The following is a 21,190-nucleotide window of genomic DNA, read 5'->3' on the forward strand; positions in this document are numbered from 1 at the left end:
AGGGTTCTTACGTGGCGACGACGGCCGCCTTGGACTCCACCGAAGACCGCTGCGTGCGCAGCCATGGTCGATGACTTGACGGGGGTCAGGGTTCGTCCAGCGACATCGGGGATGCTTGGAAGAGGCGCGGGACTGGCGTCTTCAATCACAGTCACGTCAGGAGACAGGGCCGGATGGTGCCTCGGTCCGGCTGAAGGTGGAACCGGCAGGCTAGAGGCTCCGGAGGCTATATGACGTTGCTACGTGGAGGAACGGCCGCGGCGGCCACCCAGCGAGGTGCAGAGCGCCCGAGGCTGGAGGGCCTGGACGTTCTTCGCGGTGCCGCAGTTGGTGCCGTTCTGTTTGGACACTCGTGGCCCGGTGTGTTTGAAGGTGCCGGCATCGTCGGTGTCATTGTCTTCTTCGTGCTGAGCGGCTACCTGATCACGGGCGTGCTGGTCAGGGATGTCGAACGGCATCGCAAAATCCGTTACGGCCGCTTTTACGCACACCGGGCCTTCCGCCTGTTGCCGGCGCTCATAGCCTTCCTGAGCGTCTACGCCATCGTGGAACTCACGGCAGACGTGCTTGGGGACCGGTCCAAAGGAATCATCGGCTATACCCTCCTCACCGGTTTCGGCTATCTCAAGGACTTACCGCTGCCCTTCGATGTCAGCATGGCCATCGGACCGCTTTGGACGCTGGCCGTGGAAGAACAGTTCTATCTGGTCTGGCCGGCTCTGCTGGTGTTCGCCCTGCGGCGTAACCGCCAGGGCCGGCTGATCGGCTGGTCTGCCGCCGTCGTCGTTTCCGTCATGACGGCGAGTGTGCTGGCGATGCTGGTCCTGGCTCCGCAGCTTCACTCCTTGGTCTACGCGCTGCCGACGACGTGGGGTCTCGGGCTTATCGTTGGTTCGGCGCTGCGCCTGTACAGGGTGCATGTCTTTCGCTGGTTCTCCGGCCGCAGGCTCAGGCTGGCGGCCCTGCTCGTCGCGGTCCTTGTCCTGGCGCTGCTGATGTTCTTCTCCAAGGCCAACGAAACGCCAGCCTTCTTCTTCGTCGGGGGCCCGCTGGCCATGGCCGGCGCGGCCGTCCTCGTGGTGCTGGCCGCCTCCCGTACCCGTGCGATGCCGACGTGGACGCGCGCATTGCAAGGGCTGGGCACAGTTTCCTACGCCGCGTACCTGTGGAACTATGTCGTCATTCTCTGGCTCAATGGCGGATCGACAGCCAACCTCCCGCCGTTGGTGGCTGTGTCGGCGATCCTGCTGACCCTGCTGCTCGCGGTCGTCAGCTGGCACACCGTCGAAAGGCTGGGACGCATCGCGCGAGATCGCTTCGACAGCCACTATCCGGACAGCTGCGGCGGCGTCGAGGACCGACTCGGCTAGGACCGAGGCCTTGGACTGGACGAGCACCACCATCGCCCCTGCGCTTGCATCCGCTCTGGCGGGCTCCGACAATCGAGACGAGAATGGATTCGTGCTCCCCCCTCGCCCTGGCGGGGACGGCGACGCGATGAACGCCGGCGCCCGCAAGACTCAGCGCGTCTACCTCACGCTGACGCTGGGCAACACCCTTGCGGCCTCCTTCATCTGGGGAATCAACACGCTTTTCCTGCTGGATGCAGGACTTAGCAACCTCGAAGCCTTTGCCGCCAACGCCTTTTTCACAGCTGGCATGGTGCTGTTCGAGGTGCCCACCGGCGTGGTTGCCGATGGGTGGGGGCGACGCGTTTCATTCCTGCTCGGCACGGTGACACTGGCCATCTCGACCTACCTGTACTACCTGCTCTGGCAGGTCTCCGCCCCATTCTGGTGGTGGGCTGTGGTGTCGGTCCTGCTAGGCCTGGGCTTCACGTTCTTTTCGGGTGCGGTCGAGGCCTGGCTCGTCGACGCGTTGCGCTTCTCAGGGTACGAAGGCGGGCTGGAGACGGTGCTTGGGCGCGGGCAGATGGTGTCGGGGGTCGCGATGCTCGCCGGTTCGGTGGCAGGCGGTGTGATCGCGCAGGCCACCAACCTGGGCGTGCCGTTTCTGCTGCGCGTGGGGGTGCTGGCGGCCATGTTCGCCGTGGCCTTTTGGCTCATGCACGATATCGGGTTCACGCCCGAACGCTCGACCCATCCTCTCCAGGCCACCCGTGCCGTGCTCTCCGCCTCGATTGAAAGCGGTCTAAAGAATCCCCCAGTGCGTTACGTGATGCTGGCCGCGCCGTTCAGCGCCGGCGTCGGTATCTACGTGTTCTACGCCCTCCAGCCGTTCCTGCTTGAGCTCTTCGGCGACCCGCACGCGTACTCCGTGGCGGGTCTGGCGGCGGCAATCGTGGCTGGAGGGCAGGTACTAGGCGGTTGGATGGCGCCCCACATCCGCCGCCTCGTGCGCAAACGCACGACCGTTCTGATTCTGAGCAGCATCCTTGGCGCATTGATTCTGGTCGTGCTCGGGTTCACCCAGGTGTTCTGGGTCGCCCTGGCGCTGTTGGCACTTTGGGCTGTGGTCGCCTCGGCGGGCACGCCGGTGCGGCAGGCCTACCTGAACGACATGATCGCCTCGAAGCAGCGGGCAACGGTACTTAGCTTCGACTCGCTCATGGGATCAAGCGGCGGCGTGGTGGTGCAGCCGCTGCTCGGCCGGGCGGCAGATGTGTACGGCTACGCCGCCTCGTTGGCGATCGGCGGCGTTGTCGAGTTGATCGCGGTGCCGTTCCTGCTGGCGAGCCGTCAGCAGCATCCCCAGGCCGACCAGTCCGCAGACTCGACCAGCGCGTCGACAGCGGAATCCCCGCCGTCGTAGAACCTCGGAAGTTGCCAGTTCCGCGGCCCACCGCGGTGTTGAGTGTCACTCCCCGGCGGAGTAGCGTTGCAGTACCGTCAACTCGCATCACCCTGACTTGGGAGACACCATGCCCTATGTGAGCCGTCGACTGGCTGCCCTCACGGCGGCCTTGGCAATGACAGTGACAAGCGGCGCCGTCACCAGCCCCGCGTTCGCCGATCCGCGGCAGACCGACAAGACCGCGACCGCCACCGGGTACGGCGGCGCGGTGAGCACCGTGGACCCGGAGGCATCTGCCGCGGCGATCGAGGTCCTCCGCGAGGGCGGCAACGCGGCGGACGCCGCCGTCGCAGCCGCCGCGACGCTTGGCGTGACCGAGCCCTACAGCGCCGGGATCGGCGGGGGCGGCTACTTCGTGTTCTACAACGCCAAGACCGGCCGTGTGGGCACGATTGACGGCCGCGAGACCGCACCGGCAGCGATGCCGCACAACGCGTTCATCGACCCCAAGACCGGCAAGCCCTACAATTTCACGCCCGAACTCGTCACGAGTGGCGTCTCTGTCGGCGTCCCCGGCACACCGGCCACGTGGGAGCGCGCACTCGACCGCTGGGGCACTTTGGACCTGGACGATGCCCTCAAGCCCGCCATCAAGGTCGCGACCCGCGGCTTCGTCGTCGACGACACGTTCCGCCAGCAGACTCTCGACAACAAGCTCCGCTTCAACGCGTTCACCTCGACGCGCAGCCTCTTCCTCCCCGGCGGCGACGCGCCCGCCGTCGGCAGTGTCTTCAAGAACCCCGACCTCGCCCGGACGTACCGGTTCCTCGCGGACAAGGGGATGCGGGGCTTCTACCGCGGCCCGCTCGCCGCGGAAATCGCGGCCACAGTGCAGGCTCCGCCGAAGACGGCGGCCACGAAGCTGCCCATCCCGGCCGGCCACATGACGACGGCGGATCTCGCAGCCTACCGCGCCCTGGACCAGGCGCCCACGCACGTGGAATACCGCGACCTGGACGTCTACGGCATGGCGCCGTCGAGCAGCGGAGGCACGACGGTCGGCGAGGCGCTGAACATCCTGGAGCCCTTCAACCTTGCGGGGATGTCCACGCCCGACGCCCTCCACCACTATCTCGAGGCGAGTGCACTCGCCTTCGCGGACCGCGGCAAGTATGTGGGGGACCCGGCGTTTACCGACGTTCCTACTGCCGCCCTCACTGACCCGCTTTTCGGCAAGGAGCGCGCGTGCCGGATCAACCCGAAGAAAGCGGCCGCGAAGCCCGTCGCGGCAGGTGACGTGTCCACGTACGACGGCGTGTGCCCGGCTGCCGCCGCGGCCCTCGCTGACGATAAGGACACCGAGAACATCTCGACAACCAACATGACGGTCGCCGACAAGTGGGGCAACGTGGTCGAGTACACCCTCACGATCGAGCAGACCGGCGGGTCCGGGATCGTGGTGCCCGGACGCGGATTCCTGCTCAACAACGAGCTGACCGACTTCTCGACCGTGTATGACCCGAAGGACCCGAACCGGATTGAGGCGGGAAAGCGTCCTCGCTCTTCGATGTCCCCGACCATCATCCTCGAGGACGGCGAGCCATTCCTCGCGCTCGGCTCGCCCGGCGGATCGACGATCATCACTACGGTCCTTCAGACCATCCTGAACAGGGTTGATCTGCACATGAGCATCGCCGGGGCCATCGCGGCACCGCGCGCCTCGCAGCGGAACACGGCCCAGGTTACGGCCGAGCCGCAGTTCATCACCGCCTACGGAAAGCAGCTGAAACCCTACGGTCATCAGCTCACAAAGTCTGGTGACGCGTTCACCTCGGCAGCAGAGATCGGCGCGGCGACCGCCATCGAATTCAAACCCGACGGGAGAATGGTCGCCGCGGCTGAGCCCGTTAGGCGCGGGGGCGGCTCGGCGATGGTGCTCAAACCCTCGAGGTGAGGTCCGCGCGGTACCAAGGTGAAGCCCGGACCACTCGGCGGGTTCTGGGGTCGGAGCTATCCCTTGGTGCCGGTCAGGGCCAGGGTGCCCCCGAGGCCGATCATGATCACTCCGCCGGTGGTGCTGACCGCGGCGACTCGGCGCGGCGAGCGCGCGAACCATTGCCTGGCCGTGCCGGCGGCGACGGCCCAGATGCTGTCCGAGACGAGGGCGATCGCCAGGAACGTGGCGCCGAGCATGGCGAGCTGGAGCGGGATGGCGCCCGCGGCATGGTCCACGAACTGAGGGAGTACCGCGACGAAGAACACGACCGATTTGGGGTTGGTGGCTCCCACGAGGAAGCCTTCCCGAAGGATTCGCCGGGTGGAGGCGGAACGTAATGGATCCGGCCCGGCCGACCGTCCCCGGCGTTTCCTGACCGCTTGGATGCCGAGGTAAACGAGGTATGCAGCTCCGGCCAATTTGATGACCGTGAAAAGGACCAGCGACTGCGCCAGCACCACGCCGAGGCCCAGCGCCACGGTTGCGACCTGCAGAAGTTCACCGGCGGCGTTGCCCAGGACGCTGAGCAGGCCGCCGCGCCTACCCAAAGCAAGCGACCGTCCAATGACAAACAGGACACTCGGGCCGGGGACGGCAATCAGCAGCGCGGCGACAACGGCAAAGGCCAGCAGATTCGTCACAGGGACCATGCCTGATCTTAACTCCGGGTGGCGTCACGCAACCAGCCACCATCCCTGGCGGGTGCGGGCATCAGGCGCGGAGGCAGCGACACTCTCCGTCCCGTGCCCACATGGATGCTGCCGTGCCGGTTCGTCAACGCCTCATTTGGGTTGACGCGCAGTCACGAACGCCAACGCTTCCATGGTTTTCCCAACGTGTCCGGCGAACACTTGAGTCGTTGCAACTCAGGTCTCTGCACCTCCAGGGGGAAGGCGGACTCGTGGCTTTCGGTCGCGGGCCCGCTGTATGTCAAGACATATAATCCCAATGTCTGGAGGAGACGATGACGTCTCGCAGGGAAGTACTGAGGCTGGGGGTGGTGGGCGCTGCGGCCATGACCGGGGCAGCGTCGGCTGGCGGGGCTGAGCCGGCGGCGACCACACAGGATATCAACCGGAGCCAGCTCGCACCGCAGAACACGCCAGTCCCGTATAGGGCAACCTTCCGGCGGCCGCCCGAGCTCGTGCCTTTTCAGCGGGGCTTCGACGGCGGCGACCCCAAGCGACCTTTCGAGCGCTACGCTCTCACCCAGAAGCTCGGACAGGCTCACATGCTGCCGGGCCTCACCAGCACTGTGGCCGGGTACAACGGAATCTTCCCGGGTCCCACCATCCGGGCCAAGCAGGGCACCCGGATCGAGGTGCGGATCCGCAATGCGTTCCCGCAGCAGGGGCTGCTCCAACCGGGGACATTCAGCACCTCCACGCACCTGCACGGCTCGGCTTCCCTGCCCCAGTACGACGGCTATGCGAATGACATCACCGTTCCCGGTTTCTTCAAGAATTACCACTATCCCAACAGGCAGGCGGCCCGCACGCTTTGGTACCACGACCACAAGCACCACATCACTGCCCAGAATGTGTATTCAGGACTGGCCGCGTTCTACCCGCTGACGGACCGTTTTGAGCGGGCGCAGCTGCCGCAAGGTGAGTTCGACGTGCCGCTGATGCTTTCCGACGCACTGTTCCAGTCGGACGGCTCGCTCGGGTACAACGACAACGGCCAAACGGGGCTGTGGGGTGACGTAATCCTGGTCAACGGGGTGCCGTGGCCGACCATGAAGGTCAAGCCGCGCATTTACCGTTTCCGCGTGCTCGACGCATCGATCTCACGCTCCTACCGGCCGACCCTCTCCAACGGTGAACCCGTCCACATCGTTGCCACCGATGCCGGCATGACGCCGGTGGTCCAGGCCGTTGCGTCATGGCGAATGGGTACTGCGGAGCGCACCGAAATCCTGATCGACTTCCGCAAGTACAGGCCCGGGCAGACGGTTGACCTGCGCAACCTCAGCAACAAGAACAACATCGACTTTGCCAACACGGGCAAGATCATGCGGTTCCAGGTGGTGGCCGATTCGGGCTCCCGGGCAGGGTCCATCTCGTCCATCCCGTCGAGGCTCGACGGCGGGGGGTCACCCACCGCGTCCCGGGGCGGCATCGACACGATGAGCCTGACCCCGCAGATGGCCACGGTGAAGAGGCAGCTCAGGTTCGAGCGCCAGAACGGCCAGTGGAGCATCAACGGGGTCCTGTGGGACGACGTGGAAAGGTCCGGATTCACCAAGTTGTTCGGCAACCCGCAGCCCTTCGCCGTCGAGCAATGGACCATCATTAACCAATCCGGAGGATGGTTCCACCCGGTACACATCCATCTGATTGACGCCAAAATCATCGCCCGCAACACCAACGGCGGCAAACCCTTCGCCTGGGAAGGCGGCCCCAAGGACGTCTTCTACGCCGGCGAGAACGAGTCCATCACCACGCTGATGCAGTTCGACGCCACCGCGCAGGAGGGAGGGCGGTACATGATCCACTGCCACAACCTGGTACACGAGGACCACGACATGATGTTTCAGTACGCGGTGGCTAATTTGCGGACCAACGACCCAATCACCGCTGACCCGCCCAAGCATGACCCCCTGCCCGCGAACGCCTTCCCACCGGTGTACCGGCCGCTGTTTCCGGCAGGGACATGAGTTAAATCCATGGCTGGGAGTTCGCTCCCGCGTCCGGAGTGGTCTGAGTTGACCACTCCGTACGCCGGGATGCACTAACCGGACGTGCCGGGTTGATCCGGATTCTCCACACCGACAGTAGCTACGCGTCGGGACCTCAGGAAGGGCAGCGCCGACACCTTCGTTCCGTCCCGCCGGGTGCCACCGTGGCTTGGCCGTGCCTTGGCGAAGCGGAGATAAAGGGATGGAACGATGAACAGGTTGAGGAGGGTGGAGGTAAGGAGGCCGCCAAGGATGACGACGGCCATGGGATGTTCGATTTCGTGGCCGGGGATGTTGCCCATGACGACCAGGGGCACCAGTGCCAACCCGGTGGCGAGGGTGGTCATGAGGATCGGTGAGAGTCTTTCTCCTGCGCCGCGCAGCACGAGCGCCCGGCTGAATGCTTCGCCCTCGTTCCGTTCCAGATGCTGGCAGTGGCTGATGAGCAGGATGCCGTTTCGCGCTGCGATGCCCATCACGGTAAGGAAGCCAACGAGCGATCCGAGTGAGAGGACACCGCCCGTGAAGTATGCGGCGAACACTCCGCCGACGAGCGCTATTGGAAGGGTCAGAAGGGCGAGTACGGCCAGCCGCCAGCTCCGGAAGGAGGTCTGCAGAAACAGGAGGATCAGCAGGATCGCGGCGATGGCGAAAATCGTCAGTCGTTCGGTGGCCGCCTGTCGTTCAGTGTATTCACCGAGCAGCTGGATGCTGTAGCCGGCCGGCAGGTCAAGGCCCTGCAGGCGGTCCTGCAACTGGGTGACGACCTGTCCCAGGTCTGCTCCGCTGTCGATGAATGATCCGACCTCGACCCGGCGGGATCCGTTGGTGCGGTCGATGAGGTTCGGGGTCGGCTGCACGCTGACCGCTGCGACGTCGGCCAGTCGGACGTGCGACCCGGCAGGTGTATCGATCGGGAGGTCCTGAATGCTGGTGACGCTGGCGCGGGTTTCGGGGGTGCTCCAGACCTGGACGTCGTAGGCCCTGCCATCCCGGAAGACGTCGCCGACTTCCTCTCCGGCTACGAGGGTCGCGGCCGCGCGTCTGACGTCGCCGGGTTTCAGGCCGTACTTCTTGGCTGCTTCGAGATTTACCTTGACGGTAATCTGCGGAACTTCGACTTCCAGGGAGACATGGGGTTCGTCGGTTCCCTGAATTCCGTCCATCAGCTCCTTGATCTTTTGGGCTTGTTCGCGCAGCACGTTGAGGTCATCGCCATAGACACGGACGAGGATGGGTTCGCTGGCGCCGGTGATGACCTCTTCGATTCTCTCCTTCAGATATGTCTGCACGTCACGGTGAAGGCCAGGGTAACCGTCAACAACTTCTTGGACTGCTGCAACCGTCTTTTCATAGTCGGCGTGGCGGTCGATGCTGATCCAGTTTTCACCGGCGTTGACGCCGACTATTTCGTCTGCCTGGAATGCCTGTCCAATGTGTGATCCACAATTAAGCACCCCGGGTACTTTAAGCAATGCATCGCAGCCCCTTTGAGCGATCCGGTATTCCTCTGCCACCGAGGTGCCGGGCTCGGCGACCCAGTGCATCAGGAAGTCCCGTTCCTTGAATGTGGGGAACAAGGACTGGCCCAGCAAGGGAGCGATCGCCAGTCCCGTGAGCGCCAGGGCACCGAAACCCGCATAGCCGTAGCGGGGCCGGTTCATGATCCGGGACAGGACCGTGTGGTATCCGCGCTTGAGTACGCGGACCAGCGGCGGTTCGCGCTCCTCTAGTTTGGCCCTGCCCAACAGAATCAGGGCCAGCGCCGGGGTGACAGTCAGCGCGACCAGCATTGAAGCCAGGACCGCGAGTGTGTAGGAGACGGCCAGCGGCCTGAAGAAGACGCCGGTCAGTCCGTTCAGGAAGAAGATGGGTAGGGAAGCCACAACAATGATCAAGGTTGCGTAGACAATGGGACTGCGCATTTCAAGCGAGGCTTTCAGGACCACGGAAGCCGTTGGTTCGTCGCTGCCGCGGGCGCGGTGCTGTCGTAGCCGGCGCATGATGTTTTCGACGTCGATGATCGCGTCGTCGACGACAACTCCGACGGCGATGACCAGCCCGGCGAGGACCATGGTGTTGATCGCACTGGCTGTGAAGTAGAGGACGAGTGCCGCCGTCAGCAAGGAGAGGGGAATGGCGACAAGGCTGATCAGGGCGGTGCGCCATTGGAAGAGGAACGCGCTGAGAATCATCACCACCAACAGACAGCCAAGGAGCAGGGCGAGGCTGAGGTTGGAAATAGCCTCCTCGATAAAGCTCGCCGGCCGGAAGATGGTGGTGTCAAAGCTGATGCCGCTCATGCCTGGTTGGAGCTCGTGAAGGGCTTCCTCGACTCCCTTGGTCACATCCAGGGTGTTCCCCCAGGGAAGCTTTTCGACGATGAGCATGAGTCCGTGGCCGTTGTTGATGACGGCGTCACCGATAAGCGGCTGGTGATCTTCGACGACCCGGGCAACATCACTCAGGTGCAGCGCGACGCCGTCCTTCTCGCGGATGGTGATCCGGGCCAGATCAGCGGGGCTGGTGATCGGCTGGACATGCCGGACGCTCATCCGCTGATTTGGGGTGCCGACGAAGCCGCCCGTCCCGATGAATTTCCCGGGGGAGTATTGGAGCAGCCCCGCGTCCACGGCCCCCGCAGTGACTTCCATGACTTGGTTGAGAGTGACTTTTTCGGCCTTGAGCCGCTCCGGTTGGACCTGGACCTGGAGCATCTGGAGTCGTTCGCCCCAGATGGCGACGTTGGCTACGCCCGGGACCCGGAGTATCCGCGCCCGGATGTCCCAGTAAGAGAGCATGGACATTTCGATCAAGGACCGGCTGGAGGAGGTCATGCCGATTTTCATGACGCGGCTCGTCGAAGAAAGCGGCTGCAGCATTACCGGGGGGGCGGCCCATGTCGGCAGCGCTGAGGTCACCGCGGCCATGCGCTCGGCTACCAGTTGGCGCGCGTTGAGCAGGTCGGTGCCCTGTTTGAAGACCAGCAGAATCGAGGACAGCTGGGGCACGGATTTCGACCGCAGTTCGTCCAGGCCGGGCATGCCGCTGAGGGAGGCCTCGATGGGCACGCTGACCAGTTCTTCAACTTCTTGCGCGGTCAAACCCAGGCAGGCAGTCTGAATTTCGACACGTGGAGGCGCGAATTCAGGAAAGACATCTATGGACGCTCCGCTTAGCTGGAGGGAACCCAGCAGCATGATGACGCTGGCCAAGGCAACGACTATTGTCCTGAATTTGAGGCTGATTCCTATGATCCACCTCATGCTAGTGGGCCGTATCCAACTCTGCGCCGAACAGTTCCTCGGCTCCCAAGGTGACTACGGTAGTGCCGGGCGCCGGGCCGTCAGCCAGCCGGGCGATCTGCCCGTCGATGCGCTCGACGGTCACGGAGCCGCGAACGTAGACCAGGGGCTCGGGATTCGTGTAGACCCAGGTCTTTCCCTGGCTGTCATACAGGATCGCCTCGTAGGGGACACTGAGCTTCTTGCTCTTCGGGTCGGCACTCACCGTGCTCGTCTCCAGCCCGATGTTCCTGACGGCTTGCTCAGTCAGAGTGACCTTGCTGAGGTCTGTTCCCGGCACAGTTTCCAGGCGCGCAGCGGCGTCCCCGGTCGCAGTCTCCACCGGCGGCTGGCTGCAGCCCGGCAAACATAATGCCACGAGGACCAAGATGATCAGAACGAAAAGGCTGCGCTCACGAGGAGCATTTAATGGACTCATGATGCATTCCGGCTTTCAGGCCTCGACAGGGGGTTGCCGTTGATCCGGCGGCTCACTGCGCGATCAGGCGCGAAGCGTAGCAGCACGGCGGGCAGGACAAAGAGAACGAAGAGCGTCGTTGTCAGCAGCCCGCCCCAGATGATGACGGCTAGCGGCAGCATGATCTCCGCGCCGGTCGTACCACCGAACAGAACCAGCGGAAGGACAGCCAGACCCGTCATCAAGGCAGACCCGAGGGTCGGCCGTAGCCGGTCCCGCGCTGCCCGGACGACCAGTTCAGCCCCCGTGGCGGTCTCGCGCCCGGACTGAAGTTGTCGGACCCTGGCTGCGAGAAGAAGAGAGCTCCGGGCCGCAATTCCGAGGACTGCCGAGAATGCGACGAGCGAAATCAAGGAGTTGATCCCGCCGGCAGCGAAGGCCGCAAGGACGCCTCCGGAGAGGGAAACGATCAGTCCCAGGAAGACAGCAGCTGCGAGCCGCCACCCTCCCAGAGCTGTCTGGAGCAGGACCAGGATGCCGAAGGCAGCGATTGCCGCCAGCAGCCCCAGCCAACGGAAATTGTTTTGCTGCTGTTCGTACTGGGTGAGGATCTCGGCATGGTAGGACAGCGGGAACTGGATCTGCTGCAAGCTCCTGTTAATGTCCTGTTGCACGTCATTCAACCCGCGCCCCTGAATGTCAGCCTTCACGTCTACGCGCCGGGACGTGCCGTCGTGGAGTATCACCGCTTCGTTTCCCACAACACTGACCTTGGCTACGTCGCCCAGACGCACATGTCCGCCCTTGGGGGTATCGATCAGCAGCTCGCGGACGCTCGTCAGGCTGTTCCGGGTCGACGGCGTTCCTTTCACCACTACAGAGAAGACCTTCTGCTGTTCATAGACGTTGCCCACGTCGATGCCCTGAAGCAAAGCGGCAGCCGCACGTCGCACTTCCCCGGGTATCACGCCCGCCTTCTGTGCTGCGGCAAGATCAACCTTGACCTCGACGATTGGCTGTTCGTTGGGGGCGTCGATATGCGGATTCACTACACCAGCGGTGCGCGCGAGGATCTGCCGCACCTCCTCTGCCTTCTGACGGATGGTAGTTATGTCCACCCCGTACACCCGGACCGCGAAGCCGGAATCAGCGGCTTCCCGGATCTGGTCAATTTTCTGCTGGGTGTAGGTCGAGACTTTGGCCGTAAGACCCGGATACCCCTCGACAATCTTCTGGACCGTGTCTGCCGTGTCACGGTAGGACGCGTCCGGAGCCACCGTCACCCAAAGTTCCCCGGAACCGACGTCCCCCACCTGGTCTGAAGTAATAGCCCGTCCGACCTCTGCTCCGACGTTTGAGACTCCAGGCAGCGCCCTGAGTTCACGCACGGCCGTCTCAGTGATCCGGCTCATTTCCTGGTCCGATGTGCCCGACAAAGCGTTCCACTGAACCACCAGTGTCTTGTCCGCGAGCACCGGCACCACAGGCTGGTTCGAGGCCAGCTGCGGGGCTAGTGCAAGCCCCGCCACAGCAATCACCGCGGCAGCTACGAACACCCACCCGGTTTTGCCCGCCCCTCGCGACAGAAGACGGCCGTACCGAATACGAAGACGCTTCATCGCCGGCCCTTCCCGTCTCGGGGAGGAGCCGATCGGCAGGACGAACACCAGTGCAGCGGTAACAGTCAGCGCCAACACCATGGCGACCGCCAGAGCGAGCAGATAGGAAAGGACAAGGGGTCCGAACATCGCACCGTTCTCGCCTGGCACAAAGAGCGCCGGGATGACACTCAGTACCATAATCAACAACGAGTAGAGCAGAGGCGTGCGAACTGCCTGCAATGAACCTGCCACCAAGGCGTCACGCGCTTCTCCGGCATCGGCTCCACCGGACATCCGGTAGGCCTGGATGGTGCCACTAAGGTCTTCAGCGATATCTCCCACAATGACCGCCAAGGCGAGGATCATGCCGGCCAGGACCATGGTGTTCAACCCGGCGCCGCGCAGGGAGAGCAGCAGAGCCGCGGCGGTCAGTGACACTGGAATAGTGATCAGGCTGATGAGCGCTGTGCGCCAGGATCGGAAGAACGCGCCAAACATTGCAGCTATCAGCACTAGCGTGATCAATAGCGCGACGCCGAGGGTGCCGACCTCCTCCTGGATAAATGAAGCCTGCCGGTACACTGTGGTGTCGATCGTAACGCCGGGCAAACCGGGCTGGAGTGCGTGCAGTGTCTCATCGACGCCGCGGGTGACGTCCATCGTGTTCGTTTCCGGGAACTTCTCGATCACCAGCAGAAGTTCGGCATCCTGGCCAGGCTCCGCGTCACCGATCAACGGTTGATGATCCGTCTCGACCCGGGCGACATCCCCAAGAAGCAGTTTTCCGGACGGGCCCTGGAGACTGACTTTCCCCAGGTCCAAGGGAGTCGTTATGGGCAGGACATGCTGGACTCCGAGGCGCTGGTGCCCCGTCTCCAGGAAACCGCCTGTGCCCGGTGTCGAAGCTTCCAGGAAGGTTAAAGGGGACACCCACACGGAGTTACCGGTGGTCCGGATCACTTGGTCGAGTGTCACGCCCTTGGCCTGAAGCTTCTCGGGATCCACCAGGACCTGCAACTGCTGGTCGCGCAGGCCCCAGATGGAGACGTTTGCAACCCCGGGTACGGCCAGGAGCCCGGGCTTCATCGTCCACCGGGCCAGGACGGACATCTCGATGGCAGACATCTGCTTAGACGTGAGACGAACCATCATGACACGGCTAGTGGATGACAGTGGCTGCATCAGGACAGGAGCCGCCGAGACGTTCGGCAGGGCCCGCGCTTGGGTTAAACGCTCCGCGACGAGCTGACGCGCCCTGAAGATGTCGGTCCCGGGCTGGAAGACCATTTGGATCGAGGAAAGACCCGGAACCGACTTGGACCGGATTGCCTCCACCCAGGCCACACCGTTCAGCAAGTCGGCCTCCATGGGGGAGGTGATCAGCTGCTCAACCTCGGCAGCAGACAACCCCAGGGCTTCCGTCTGAATCTCAACCTGCGGTGGGGCGAATTCCGGGAATGCATCCACCGACATGGCTGGCAAACTTGTGAATCCAAAACCCAGGATTCCCGCTGCCAGAACGAGGACCAATAGCCGGAACTGCAGTACCCAACGGAGCACGGCGGCCATCATGACCGGCACGCTGCTGACTCTGGGGCCGGACCTTGGACAGACTTGCGGCGGCGTCTATGGTGTCGTCGGCAATCAGGCTGAACCGGACCTATGAATCGTCGTGTTTGAGCATTCAGAATTCCGCTCAAACCGGATGTGGGGAAATCCCCGCAGACTGGTGCTGTGAAACTGTAGCTGGCCACGGCGCGGCTCCTTTGCCTAAATGCCTAGCGCCCCCAGCCGTCGTCTAGGAGAATAATGGCCCTGTAGCACGCCGGCGTCAATCCCTTGGCGAGCTTGCCGATACCACAAGCGGTGAACCTTGGTCCGAGGCCCCGTGATGCCAGCAATTACTGCGGCAGTTGACGTGCCGAAGGGCTCCAGCCGATCGGCTAAGGCTCGTTGCCGCTGATCGAAAAGCCGCTGTCCCCTTCGCCGTCATCCTTGGAGACATAGGCAGTGAAGTCCGCAAGCGACATGAAGCAGTAAAAGTCACTGTAGCGGTACTTCGATTTCTCTGCTGTCGTGGCCACTTTGGCTACCTTCACTTTCACAGTCCGTTGGTTAGCTGCCTCTTTGTGCCAATATTCCGTTGCCCCGATCAAGGTTTGCGGCAGATATCTGCAATGTTTGGGCAGAACTTCGATGCTAAAAAGTGAGAAAGGAACTGACCCCCGCGGCGCGGCAGCAGTTATCGGCGCCGGCGTATTCACTGCTCGAGTTTTTTGGAGTCAACGATCGGGCGAATGACTATGCGGAACTTGATCTTGGGGATCGAAAGATCAAGCTGATCCCGACGCGATGACGCCGCCTCCGTGGACTGGTCACCCCACTGCCGAGGAGCGTTCCGCGTTAGGCCGCCGTGACGGCGGCCCAACGTTCCTACGCCGAGATGCTCAGAGCGGAGTCAGCCTCCTTCAGAACCTTGGCTGCGACTTCGAGGCCTTCGATGCGGCCGAGCTCGACGTCTTCGTGTTCGATGTTGACAAGCATGTCCGGGTCCACCTCGTGGAGGGCGCGGAGGAATTCGGTCCAATAGGCGACGTCGTGTCCCTTGCCGAGGGCAACGAAGTCCCACGCGGCCGGCTTGGGCCATTCGTTGGCCCACTCGTCGCCGCCGAGGTTGGTGCGGTTCTCTGCGGGGGACAGGCGGCGGAAGCGGTTGTCGAGGACGCCGTAGACGGCCGCTGTTGCGGTGTTGACGCGCACGTCCTTTGCCGCTGCCTGGAACACCAGGGGGCCGAGTTCGCGGATCACGGCCACGGGGTCCATTTGCTGCCAGAAAAGGTGTGAGGCGTCGAGCTCAACGCCCACGTGGGTGGCTCCGGTGAGGTCCACGAGCCTGTACACGTCAGCCGGGTTGAACACGAGGTTCTGGGGGTGCAGCTCCAAGGCGACCTTGACGTCCAGGTCGCGGGCAAGCCGGTCAGTTTCTTTCCAGAACTCTGCGGCGACGCCCCACTGGTAGTCGAGGACATCCAGCGCCGCTGAGTTCCAGGCGTTCACGATCCAGTTCGGCACGGTTGCCCCGGGCTCGCCACCCGGGAGACCGGACATCGTGACCACCCGGTCCTGTCCGAGGCGGTGGGCGAGGCGGATGGAGCGGCGGATGTCTTCGGCGTGCTTGTCCCCGATGATGCGGTTGGGGTGCAGGGGATTGCCGTTGCAGTTCAGCCCGGCGATCGCCACGCCTGTGCCTTCGAAGATGGCGAGGTAGTCATCGCGCGCTGCGTCGCTTTCGAGGATCTGGTCGAAGGTGGGGATGTGAACCGGGGGCAGGAACCCGCCAGAATTGACTTCGATACCCGTCAGTCCCAGGTCAGCGATGACTTTCAGGGCTTCGGGGAGCGGGCGGTCGTGCAGGACTGCGTTGTAGACGCCGAGTTTCACAGGGTTACCTTCTTTCCGGAGCCGAGGGCCGACTCTGCGACTGCGCCGAGCAGTTCCATGTTGTGCACGCCTTCATCGAAAGTGGCGCAGCGCGGAAGGGACGAAGCCTCGTCGAGGCCTGCGACTTCATCGAGGAAGGCTCTGGCCTGGTAGCCGAAGGCATCGTTCTGGCCGAAGCCGACGCTGGGGGCGTCCATGGCGAGGCCGCCGGCGAGGTAGGGGTGTTCGGGGCCGAGGATGACCTGGCGGTAGCCGTTTTGGGATGAGGGGCCGGAGTTGAGGAAGAGTTCGATTTCAGCCGGGCGGCGCTGGTCGAACCTGGCGGCTCCGTTTTCACAGAAGACTTCGAAGATGAGGCTGTTTGCGTGCCCGGCGGCGACACGCGAGACCTCGAAACCGCCGGAGCCGTGGTCGAACTCGGCGGAGAAGGCTGCATAGTCGTCGTTTTCGACGGCCTCGTAGGTGTCGCTGACAGCGGCGTGGTCGTGTCCCATGACGGCGCCGAGGGGGAGGGGACGCTTGCCGATGGCGGTGCTGAAGCGTCCGCCGCTGATCGAGCGGATGTCGCCGCAGAGGAATTCGGCGACGTACGCCAGGTGGGAGCCGACGTCGGCCAGGGCGCCGGAACCCGGGCCGCCTTTGTAGCGCCAGCTCATCGGTGCATCGGGGCTGAAGCCGTAGTCCGTCCAGTAGCGGCCGCTGAAGTGCAGCACGTTGCCGAGGGTTCCGTTCCGTATCAGGTCGCGGATGTACGCGATACCGGGAGTGCGGCGGAAGGTGAATCCGATCCGGGCAATGGACGAAGCGTTGCGGGCTGCTTCGGCCATTGCCCGGGCATCTTCCAGGGTGTCGCTCAGCGGCTTCTCGCAGAGCACGTGCTTTCCGGCGGCGAGGAGGCCCTCGACGACTTCGCGGTGCAGCGAGTTGGCGATGACGACGCTGACGACGTCGATATCATCGGCTTCTGCGATGGCCTGCCACGACGTGTCGTTGCGTTCGTAGCCGAACCGCTGTGCTGCGATTGACCCAAACTCGGGATTGACGTCACCGATGGAGACCAGCCGGACGGGCGGAAGGACGGGGTTGTAGAGCGTGGAGGCGGTGCGGAAGGCGGCGGCGTGAGCCTTGCCGGCCATGCCTGCACCTATGACGGCGATGCCGAGATCTTTGGGCATTAACTTCTCCTTCGAAACTTAGCCGGGGCGTTGCCCGGCTCAGCCGCTACGACAGTATGGAATCAAAAAGGGAGCGCTCCAGAAACACGATAGGACCGGAACTTTGTCCTGTCAATCTATCGAATGTCCTGTGTCATGGGTGACAATGGCAGGGTGACGCAGGAAACCGGTGCCAGACGCCCGAACATTTACGACGTGGCCTCCGCGGCCGGGGTATCAAAGTCTCTGGTCTCCTTGGTGCTGCGCGGTGCGCCTGGTGTCTCCCCTGCGCGGCGGGCTGCGGTTGAGGAGGCTATCGAACGGCTGAACTACCGTCCGAATCGCGCTGCCGCGACGCTGGCCGGTAACAGATCGCGCACCATTGGTGTTGTCCTTGATGATTACCGGAACCTCTGGTTCGTAGGGCTGTTGTCAGGTCTGCACGAGCAATTTGCGCCGCTGGGGTTCCGCGTTGCCGTCGCCGATCCCTCCTTCAATGCCCACCTGGACCGGACACCCGTGGATGGTCTCATGTCACTGCGTGTGGATGGCATCGTGATCGCAACCGAACCATCGGAGGAGATGTTCGCGGCTCTCGACGTTCCTGCGGTTGTCGCCGGCAACCGTGACATTCCCGTTCCGGGGGCCGACGTCGTGGCCAATGACGATCTGGTGGGGAGCCGGCTCGCCGTCGAGCACCTGGTCGGACTGGGCCACAGGGAAATCGGGCACGTCACCGGCGGCGGAGGCGCCGCCCGTTTACGCGCGCAAGGGTACGAAGCCGCCATGCGTGAGAACGGACTGCGGCCTCATATCAAGGAGGGCCAAGGACTCACAATGGAGTCCGATGGCTACCAGGCATCGCTGAAGCTGCTGGATCAGAACCCATCGCTCACAGCAATTTTTGCGGCCAACGACACCATGGCGCTCGGTGCAGCCGGCGCCGCCCGCGACAGGGGTCGGCGTATACCCGAGGACCTGTCCCTCATCGGTTACGACAATTCGCCTTTGGCGTCGGCCAACCTGCTGCGGCTCACCACGGTCGACGGCCGCAACGAGGAGGTCGGGGCCGGGGCTGCAAAGGCACTGCTGGACCGCATGAAGGATCCGTCGGCGCCGTTAAGAACAATGCTGGTGGAGCCGGAACTGGTCATTAGGGCCTCGACGGCGGCAGTTACGGTGTGACTGATAAGTTCCGCACCGGGACCGTCAGGGCTCGGTATCTCGCAGGCTCCCGTGCGGCGGCTCAGCCGCTCTGGACTCGTTGGCGGTAGTGCCGGGGAGTTTCACCGGCATCGTTGAGGAAATGCCGGTTGAAATTGGACAGGTTCGAGAAGCCCACTTCGTAGCAGATGTCGGAGATGGCTTGGTCGCTGCGCTCAAGGAGCCTCCGTGCATGGGCCAGACGGAGTTTGCGGACGAGGCCACTGAAGTTCTGGCCGGTGGCACGTTTGAAGTATTTCGAGAACGTCGGCTCGGACATTCCCACCAGCGCCGCCGCTTCGGACATCTTGACGCTGCCGGCATGATTGCTGAAAACGTATTCGAGGACTATGTCCACCACGGCCGCTGCCTGGCCATCCAGCTGGGGCCGGAACCATTCGTCGGCAAGGTAGCGTCGTTCCTCCTGCGGTGCCTGAGCAAGAATTGCAAAGAGTTCCAGGAGGTGATGAAGCCGCTCCAATCCGGAGGAGGCACCCATCGCCTCGATGGATGTCGCTGCCCTGCGGGCTGACTTCCCCAGGAATTCGATCCCGCGTGCGGACTGTTCCAGCAGGGGTTTGATCTCGGCCATTTCCGGAACAATCGAAGCTGCTTGCTCGACCCATTTTCCGTCAAACTGGATCACGGCATCGCGCCCATGGAGGACTTCTCCGGGCTCAAGGTCGCTGACCCAGTCGTGTGGCAGCCCCGCTCCCACCAGGGACACCTGACCGGCCTCAAACGTGCCGATGTGGTCTCCCACAATGAATTTTCCGGTGCCTTTCCGGATCAGGTGGATCTCGTATTCGGGATGGTAGTTCCAGCGTGCCAGCGGACTGGGATAGTCATGCTCGTGCCACCGGACCGAATGGTTCGGATCGGCCGGAATGACTTCCCGGTTGGCGCGCATGCCCAGCAGTCGTTCGGCAAGCCTTGCGGCTGCGCCGTCGCTCGGATCTGCAGCGCTCATGGTCGTTCCCCGTGCCTTCACTCTATGAAATAAGGACAGCGCCACGGGCGCCTTCCCCAAGGTTAGCCCCTACATCGAGCATCGTCTTGGGAAAATTAGTATCAGAAAGTGGCAACCAAGACGCTAGTTGTGCCCTGTCCCACAAGCCTAATGTTGAGGAACATCAGCGCGGCACATCGGATTCCCGGTCCCAGGCCTCGCTCCAGTCCGATCCTTCGACACAGCAGTTGGAGTGTGGTGACTGTGCACCCCCATGAAGAACAAAGGAGTCCTTAATGCGCTCAAAAATGCGCGCTGCCTCACTGGCCGCCGGAGCAGTTTGCCTGGTCCTGTCCGCTTCGGCCTGCTCCGGTGCCGGTGGCGGCACGGCTGCCGGTGATCAGAACAGCATTAACGTCCTGATGGTGAACAATCCGCAGATGGAGGACCTGCAGCGGCTGACGGCGGATAACTTCACCAAGGACACCGGCATCAAGGTGAACTACACGGCGTTGCCGGAAAATGATGTCCGGGCCAAGATCAGCCAGGAGTTCTCCAGCCAAGCCGGCCAGTACGATGTTGCGTCCCTCTCGAACTACGAGATCCCCTTCTATTCCGCGAACAACTGGCTGGCGCCGCTGGACAATGTCGCGAAGGATGCCCAGTTCAACCAGGGCGACATCCTTCCGGCCTACACCGCCTCCCTCACGGGCAAGGACGGCAAGCTGTACGGGGAGCCGTTTTACGGGGAGTCTTCCTTCCTGATGTACCGCAAGGACATCTTCGACGCCAAGGGCCTGACCATGCCCGAGAAGCCCACGTGGGACCAGGTTGCTGACCTCGCGGCGAAGGCGGACGGTGCGGCTGCGGGGATGAAGGGCATCTGCCTGCGCGGGCAGCCGGGCTGGGGCCAGGTCTTCGCGCCGTTGACCACGGTGGTGAACACGTTCGGCGGGACCTGGTTCGATAAGGACTGGAACGCGAAGGTCAACGCCCCCGAATTCACCGCGGCGACCGAGTTTTACACGAAGCTGGTGCGGGAGCACGGTGAGGCGGGGGCCGCGCAGGCCGGGTTCACCGAGTGCCTGAACAACATGAGCCAGTCCAAGGTCGCCATGTGGTACGACGCGACGTCCGCCGCCGGTGCCCTGGAAGCGGACGCGTCCCCGGTGAAGGGCAAGATCGGTTACGCCCAGGCCCCGGTGAAGAACACGAAGTCCTCCGGCTGGCTGTGGACCTGGTCCTGGGGTGTCCAGGCTGCGTCGAAGAAGCAGGACGCTGCCGGCAAGTTCATCGCCTGGGCCAGTTCGAAGAAGTACGAGGAACTGGTCGCCTCCAAGCTCGGCTGGGCGAAGGTCCCATCCGGCAAGCGCATCTCCACCTACGAGAACGCCGAGTTCCAAAAGGCGGCCCCGTTCTTCAAGGCCGAACGCTCAGCGATTGAGAACGCGGACCCGAAGAACCCCGGCGTGCAGGAACGCCCCGTCGTGGGCATCCAGTTCGTCGGGATCCCCGAATTCGCTGATCTGGGCACCACGGTCTCCCAGGGTGTCAGCTCCGCCATCGCCGGCCAGGGCAGTGTCTCAGACGCTCTGGCCAAGGGCCAGGACGCCGCACAAAAAATCGGCGACAAGTACAAGAAGTAACCAGTACACGAAGTAATCATCCACTAACCGGTTCCGTGGCCCGCCTGACGGGCGGGCCGCGGGA

At 63.4% G+C, this 21,190-nt stretch carries 14 protein-coding genes; 6 read left to right on the plus strand and 8 right to left on the minus strand.

The genetic code is table 11. The features are described 5' to 3' along the window. Positions 1-230 precede the first annotated feature (230 nt). The 3 genes from AC1DD3_RS12265 to ggt all read left to right on the plus strand — a co-directional run bounded on the left by AC1DD3_RS12265 (position 231) and on the right by ggt (position 4,708). Positions 231-1,370, plus strand: a complete 1,140-nt coding sequence (locus tag AC1DD3_RS12265) for an acyltransferase family protein (protein WP_230117278.1) — start codon at positions 231-233, stop codon at positions 1,368-1,370. Between the two features lie 127 nt (positions 1,371-1,497). Further along, entirely contained in the window at positions 1,498-2,772 is a 1,275-nt protein-coding gene (locus tag AC1DD3_RS12270; RefSeq protein WP_230117321.1) for an MFS transporter, read from the plus strand. 109 nt (positions 2,773-2,881) lie between these two features. Then, positions 2,882-4,708 (plus strand): gamma-glutamyltransferase, encoded by a 1,827-nt coding sequence (ggt, locus tag AC1DD3_RS12275; RefSeq protein ID WP_476881791.1) that lies wholly within the window; start codon positions 2,882-2,884, stop codon positions 4,706-4,708. Between the two features lie 56 nt (positions 4,709-4,764). On the opposite strand, the gene AC1DD3_RS12280 is transcribed toward ggt, so the two are convergent. Beyond that, entirely contained in the window at positions 4,765-5,400 is a 636-nt protein-coding gene (locus AC1DD3_RS12280; protein WP_476881792.1) for a LysE family translocator, read from the minus strand. A gap of 314 nt (positions 5,401-5,714) precedes the next feature. On the opposite strand from AC1DD3_RS12280, the gene AC1DD3_RS12285 reads away from it, so the two are divergent. Next, positions 5,715-7,409: a multicopper oxidase family protein gene (locus AC1DD3_RS12285; RefSeq protein WP_476881793.1), complete on the plus strand. Its 1,695-nt coding sequence runs from the start codon at positions 5,715-5,717 to the stop codon at positions 7,407-7,409. A 74-nt stretch (positions 7,410-7,483) separates the two neighbouring features. On the opposite strand, the gene AC1DD3_RS12290 is transcribed toward AC1DD3_RS12285, so the two are convergent. From AC1DD3_RS12290 to AC1DD3_RS12315, 6 genes are all read right to left on the minus strand, one after another. After that, entirely contained in the window at positions 7,484-10,696 is a 3,213-nt protein-coding gene (locus AC1DD3_RS12290; protein WP_290369709.1) for an efflux RND transporter permease subunit, read from the minus strand. Between the two features lies 1 nt (position 10,697). Then, positions 10,698-11,057: a hypothetical protein gene (locus AC1DD3_RS12295; RefSeq protein ID WP_476881794.1), complete on the minus strand. Its 360-nt coding sequence runs from the start codon at positions 11,055-11,057 to the stop codon at positions 10,698-10,700. 92 nt (positions 11,058-11,149) lie between these two features. Further along, a complete protein-coding gene (locus AC1DD3_RS12300) occupies positions 11,150-14,305 on the minus strand; it encodes an efflux RND transporter permease subunit (RefSeq protein WP_476881833.1) in 3,156 nt (1,051 codons plus the stop codon). Between the two features lie 371 nt (positions 14,306-14,676). Then, on the minus strand, positions 14,677-14,817 hold the full coding sequence (locus AC1DD3_RS12305) for a hypothetical protein (protein ID WP_230117273.1): 141 nt from the start codon (positions 14,815-14,817) through the stop codon (positions 14,677-14,679). 349 nt (positions 14,818-15,166) lie between these two features. After that, positions 15,167-16,174, minus strand: coding sequence for a sugar phosphate isomerase/epimerase family protein (locus tag AC1DD3_RS12310; protein ID WP_476881795.1), 1,008 nt, complete (start codon positions 16,172-16,174; stop codon positions 15,167-15,169). Further along, on the minus strand, positions 16,171-17,349 hold the full coding sequence (locus AC1DD3_RS12315) for a Gfo/Idh/MocA family protein (RefSeq protein WP_476881796.1): 1,179 nt from the start codon (positions 17,347-17,349) through the stop codon (positions 16,171-16,173). The genes AC1DD3_RS12310 and AC1DD3_RS12315 overlap by 4 nt, the downstream gene beginning before the upstream one ends. Before the next feature lie 153 nt (positions 17,350-17,502). Here AC1DD3_RS12315 and AC1DD3_RS12320 point away from each other — a divergent pair, with 153 nt between their 5' ends. Next, positions 17,503-18,513: a LacI family DNA-binding transcriptional regulator gene (locus AC1DD3_RS12320; protein ID WP_230117270.1), complete on the plus strand. Its 1,011-nt coding sequence runs from the start codon at positions 17,503-17,505 to the stop codon at positions 18,511-18,513. A 61-nt stretch (positions 18,514-18,574) separates the two neighbouring features. Here AC1DD3_RS12320 and AC1DD3_RS12325 read toward each other — a convergent pair whose 3' ends face one another. After that, complete coding sequence (locus tag AC1DD3_RS12325; protein ID WP_230117269.1) at positions 18,575-19,501, minus strand: AraC family transcriptional regulator; 927 nt, start codon at positions 19,499-19,501, stop codon at positions 18,575-18,577. Positions 19,502-19,776: 275 nt separating this feature from the next. On the opposite strand from AC1DD3_RS12325, the gene AC1DD3_RS12330 reads away from it, so the two are divergent. Next, positions 19,777-21,126, plus strand: a complete 1,350-nt coding sequence (locus AC1DD3_RS12330) for an ABC transporter substrate-binding protein (protein ID WP_476881797.1) — start codon at positions 19,777-19,779, stop codon at positions 21,124-21,126. The last annotated feature ends 64 nt before the right edge of the window (positions 21,127-21,190 follow it).

The organism is Arthrobacter sp. 05T444, from assembly GCF_056395905.1.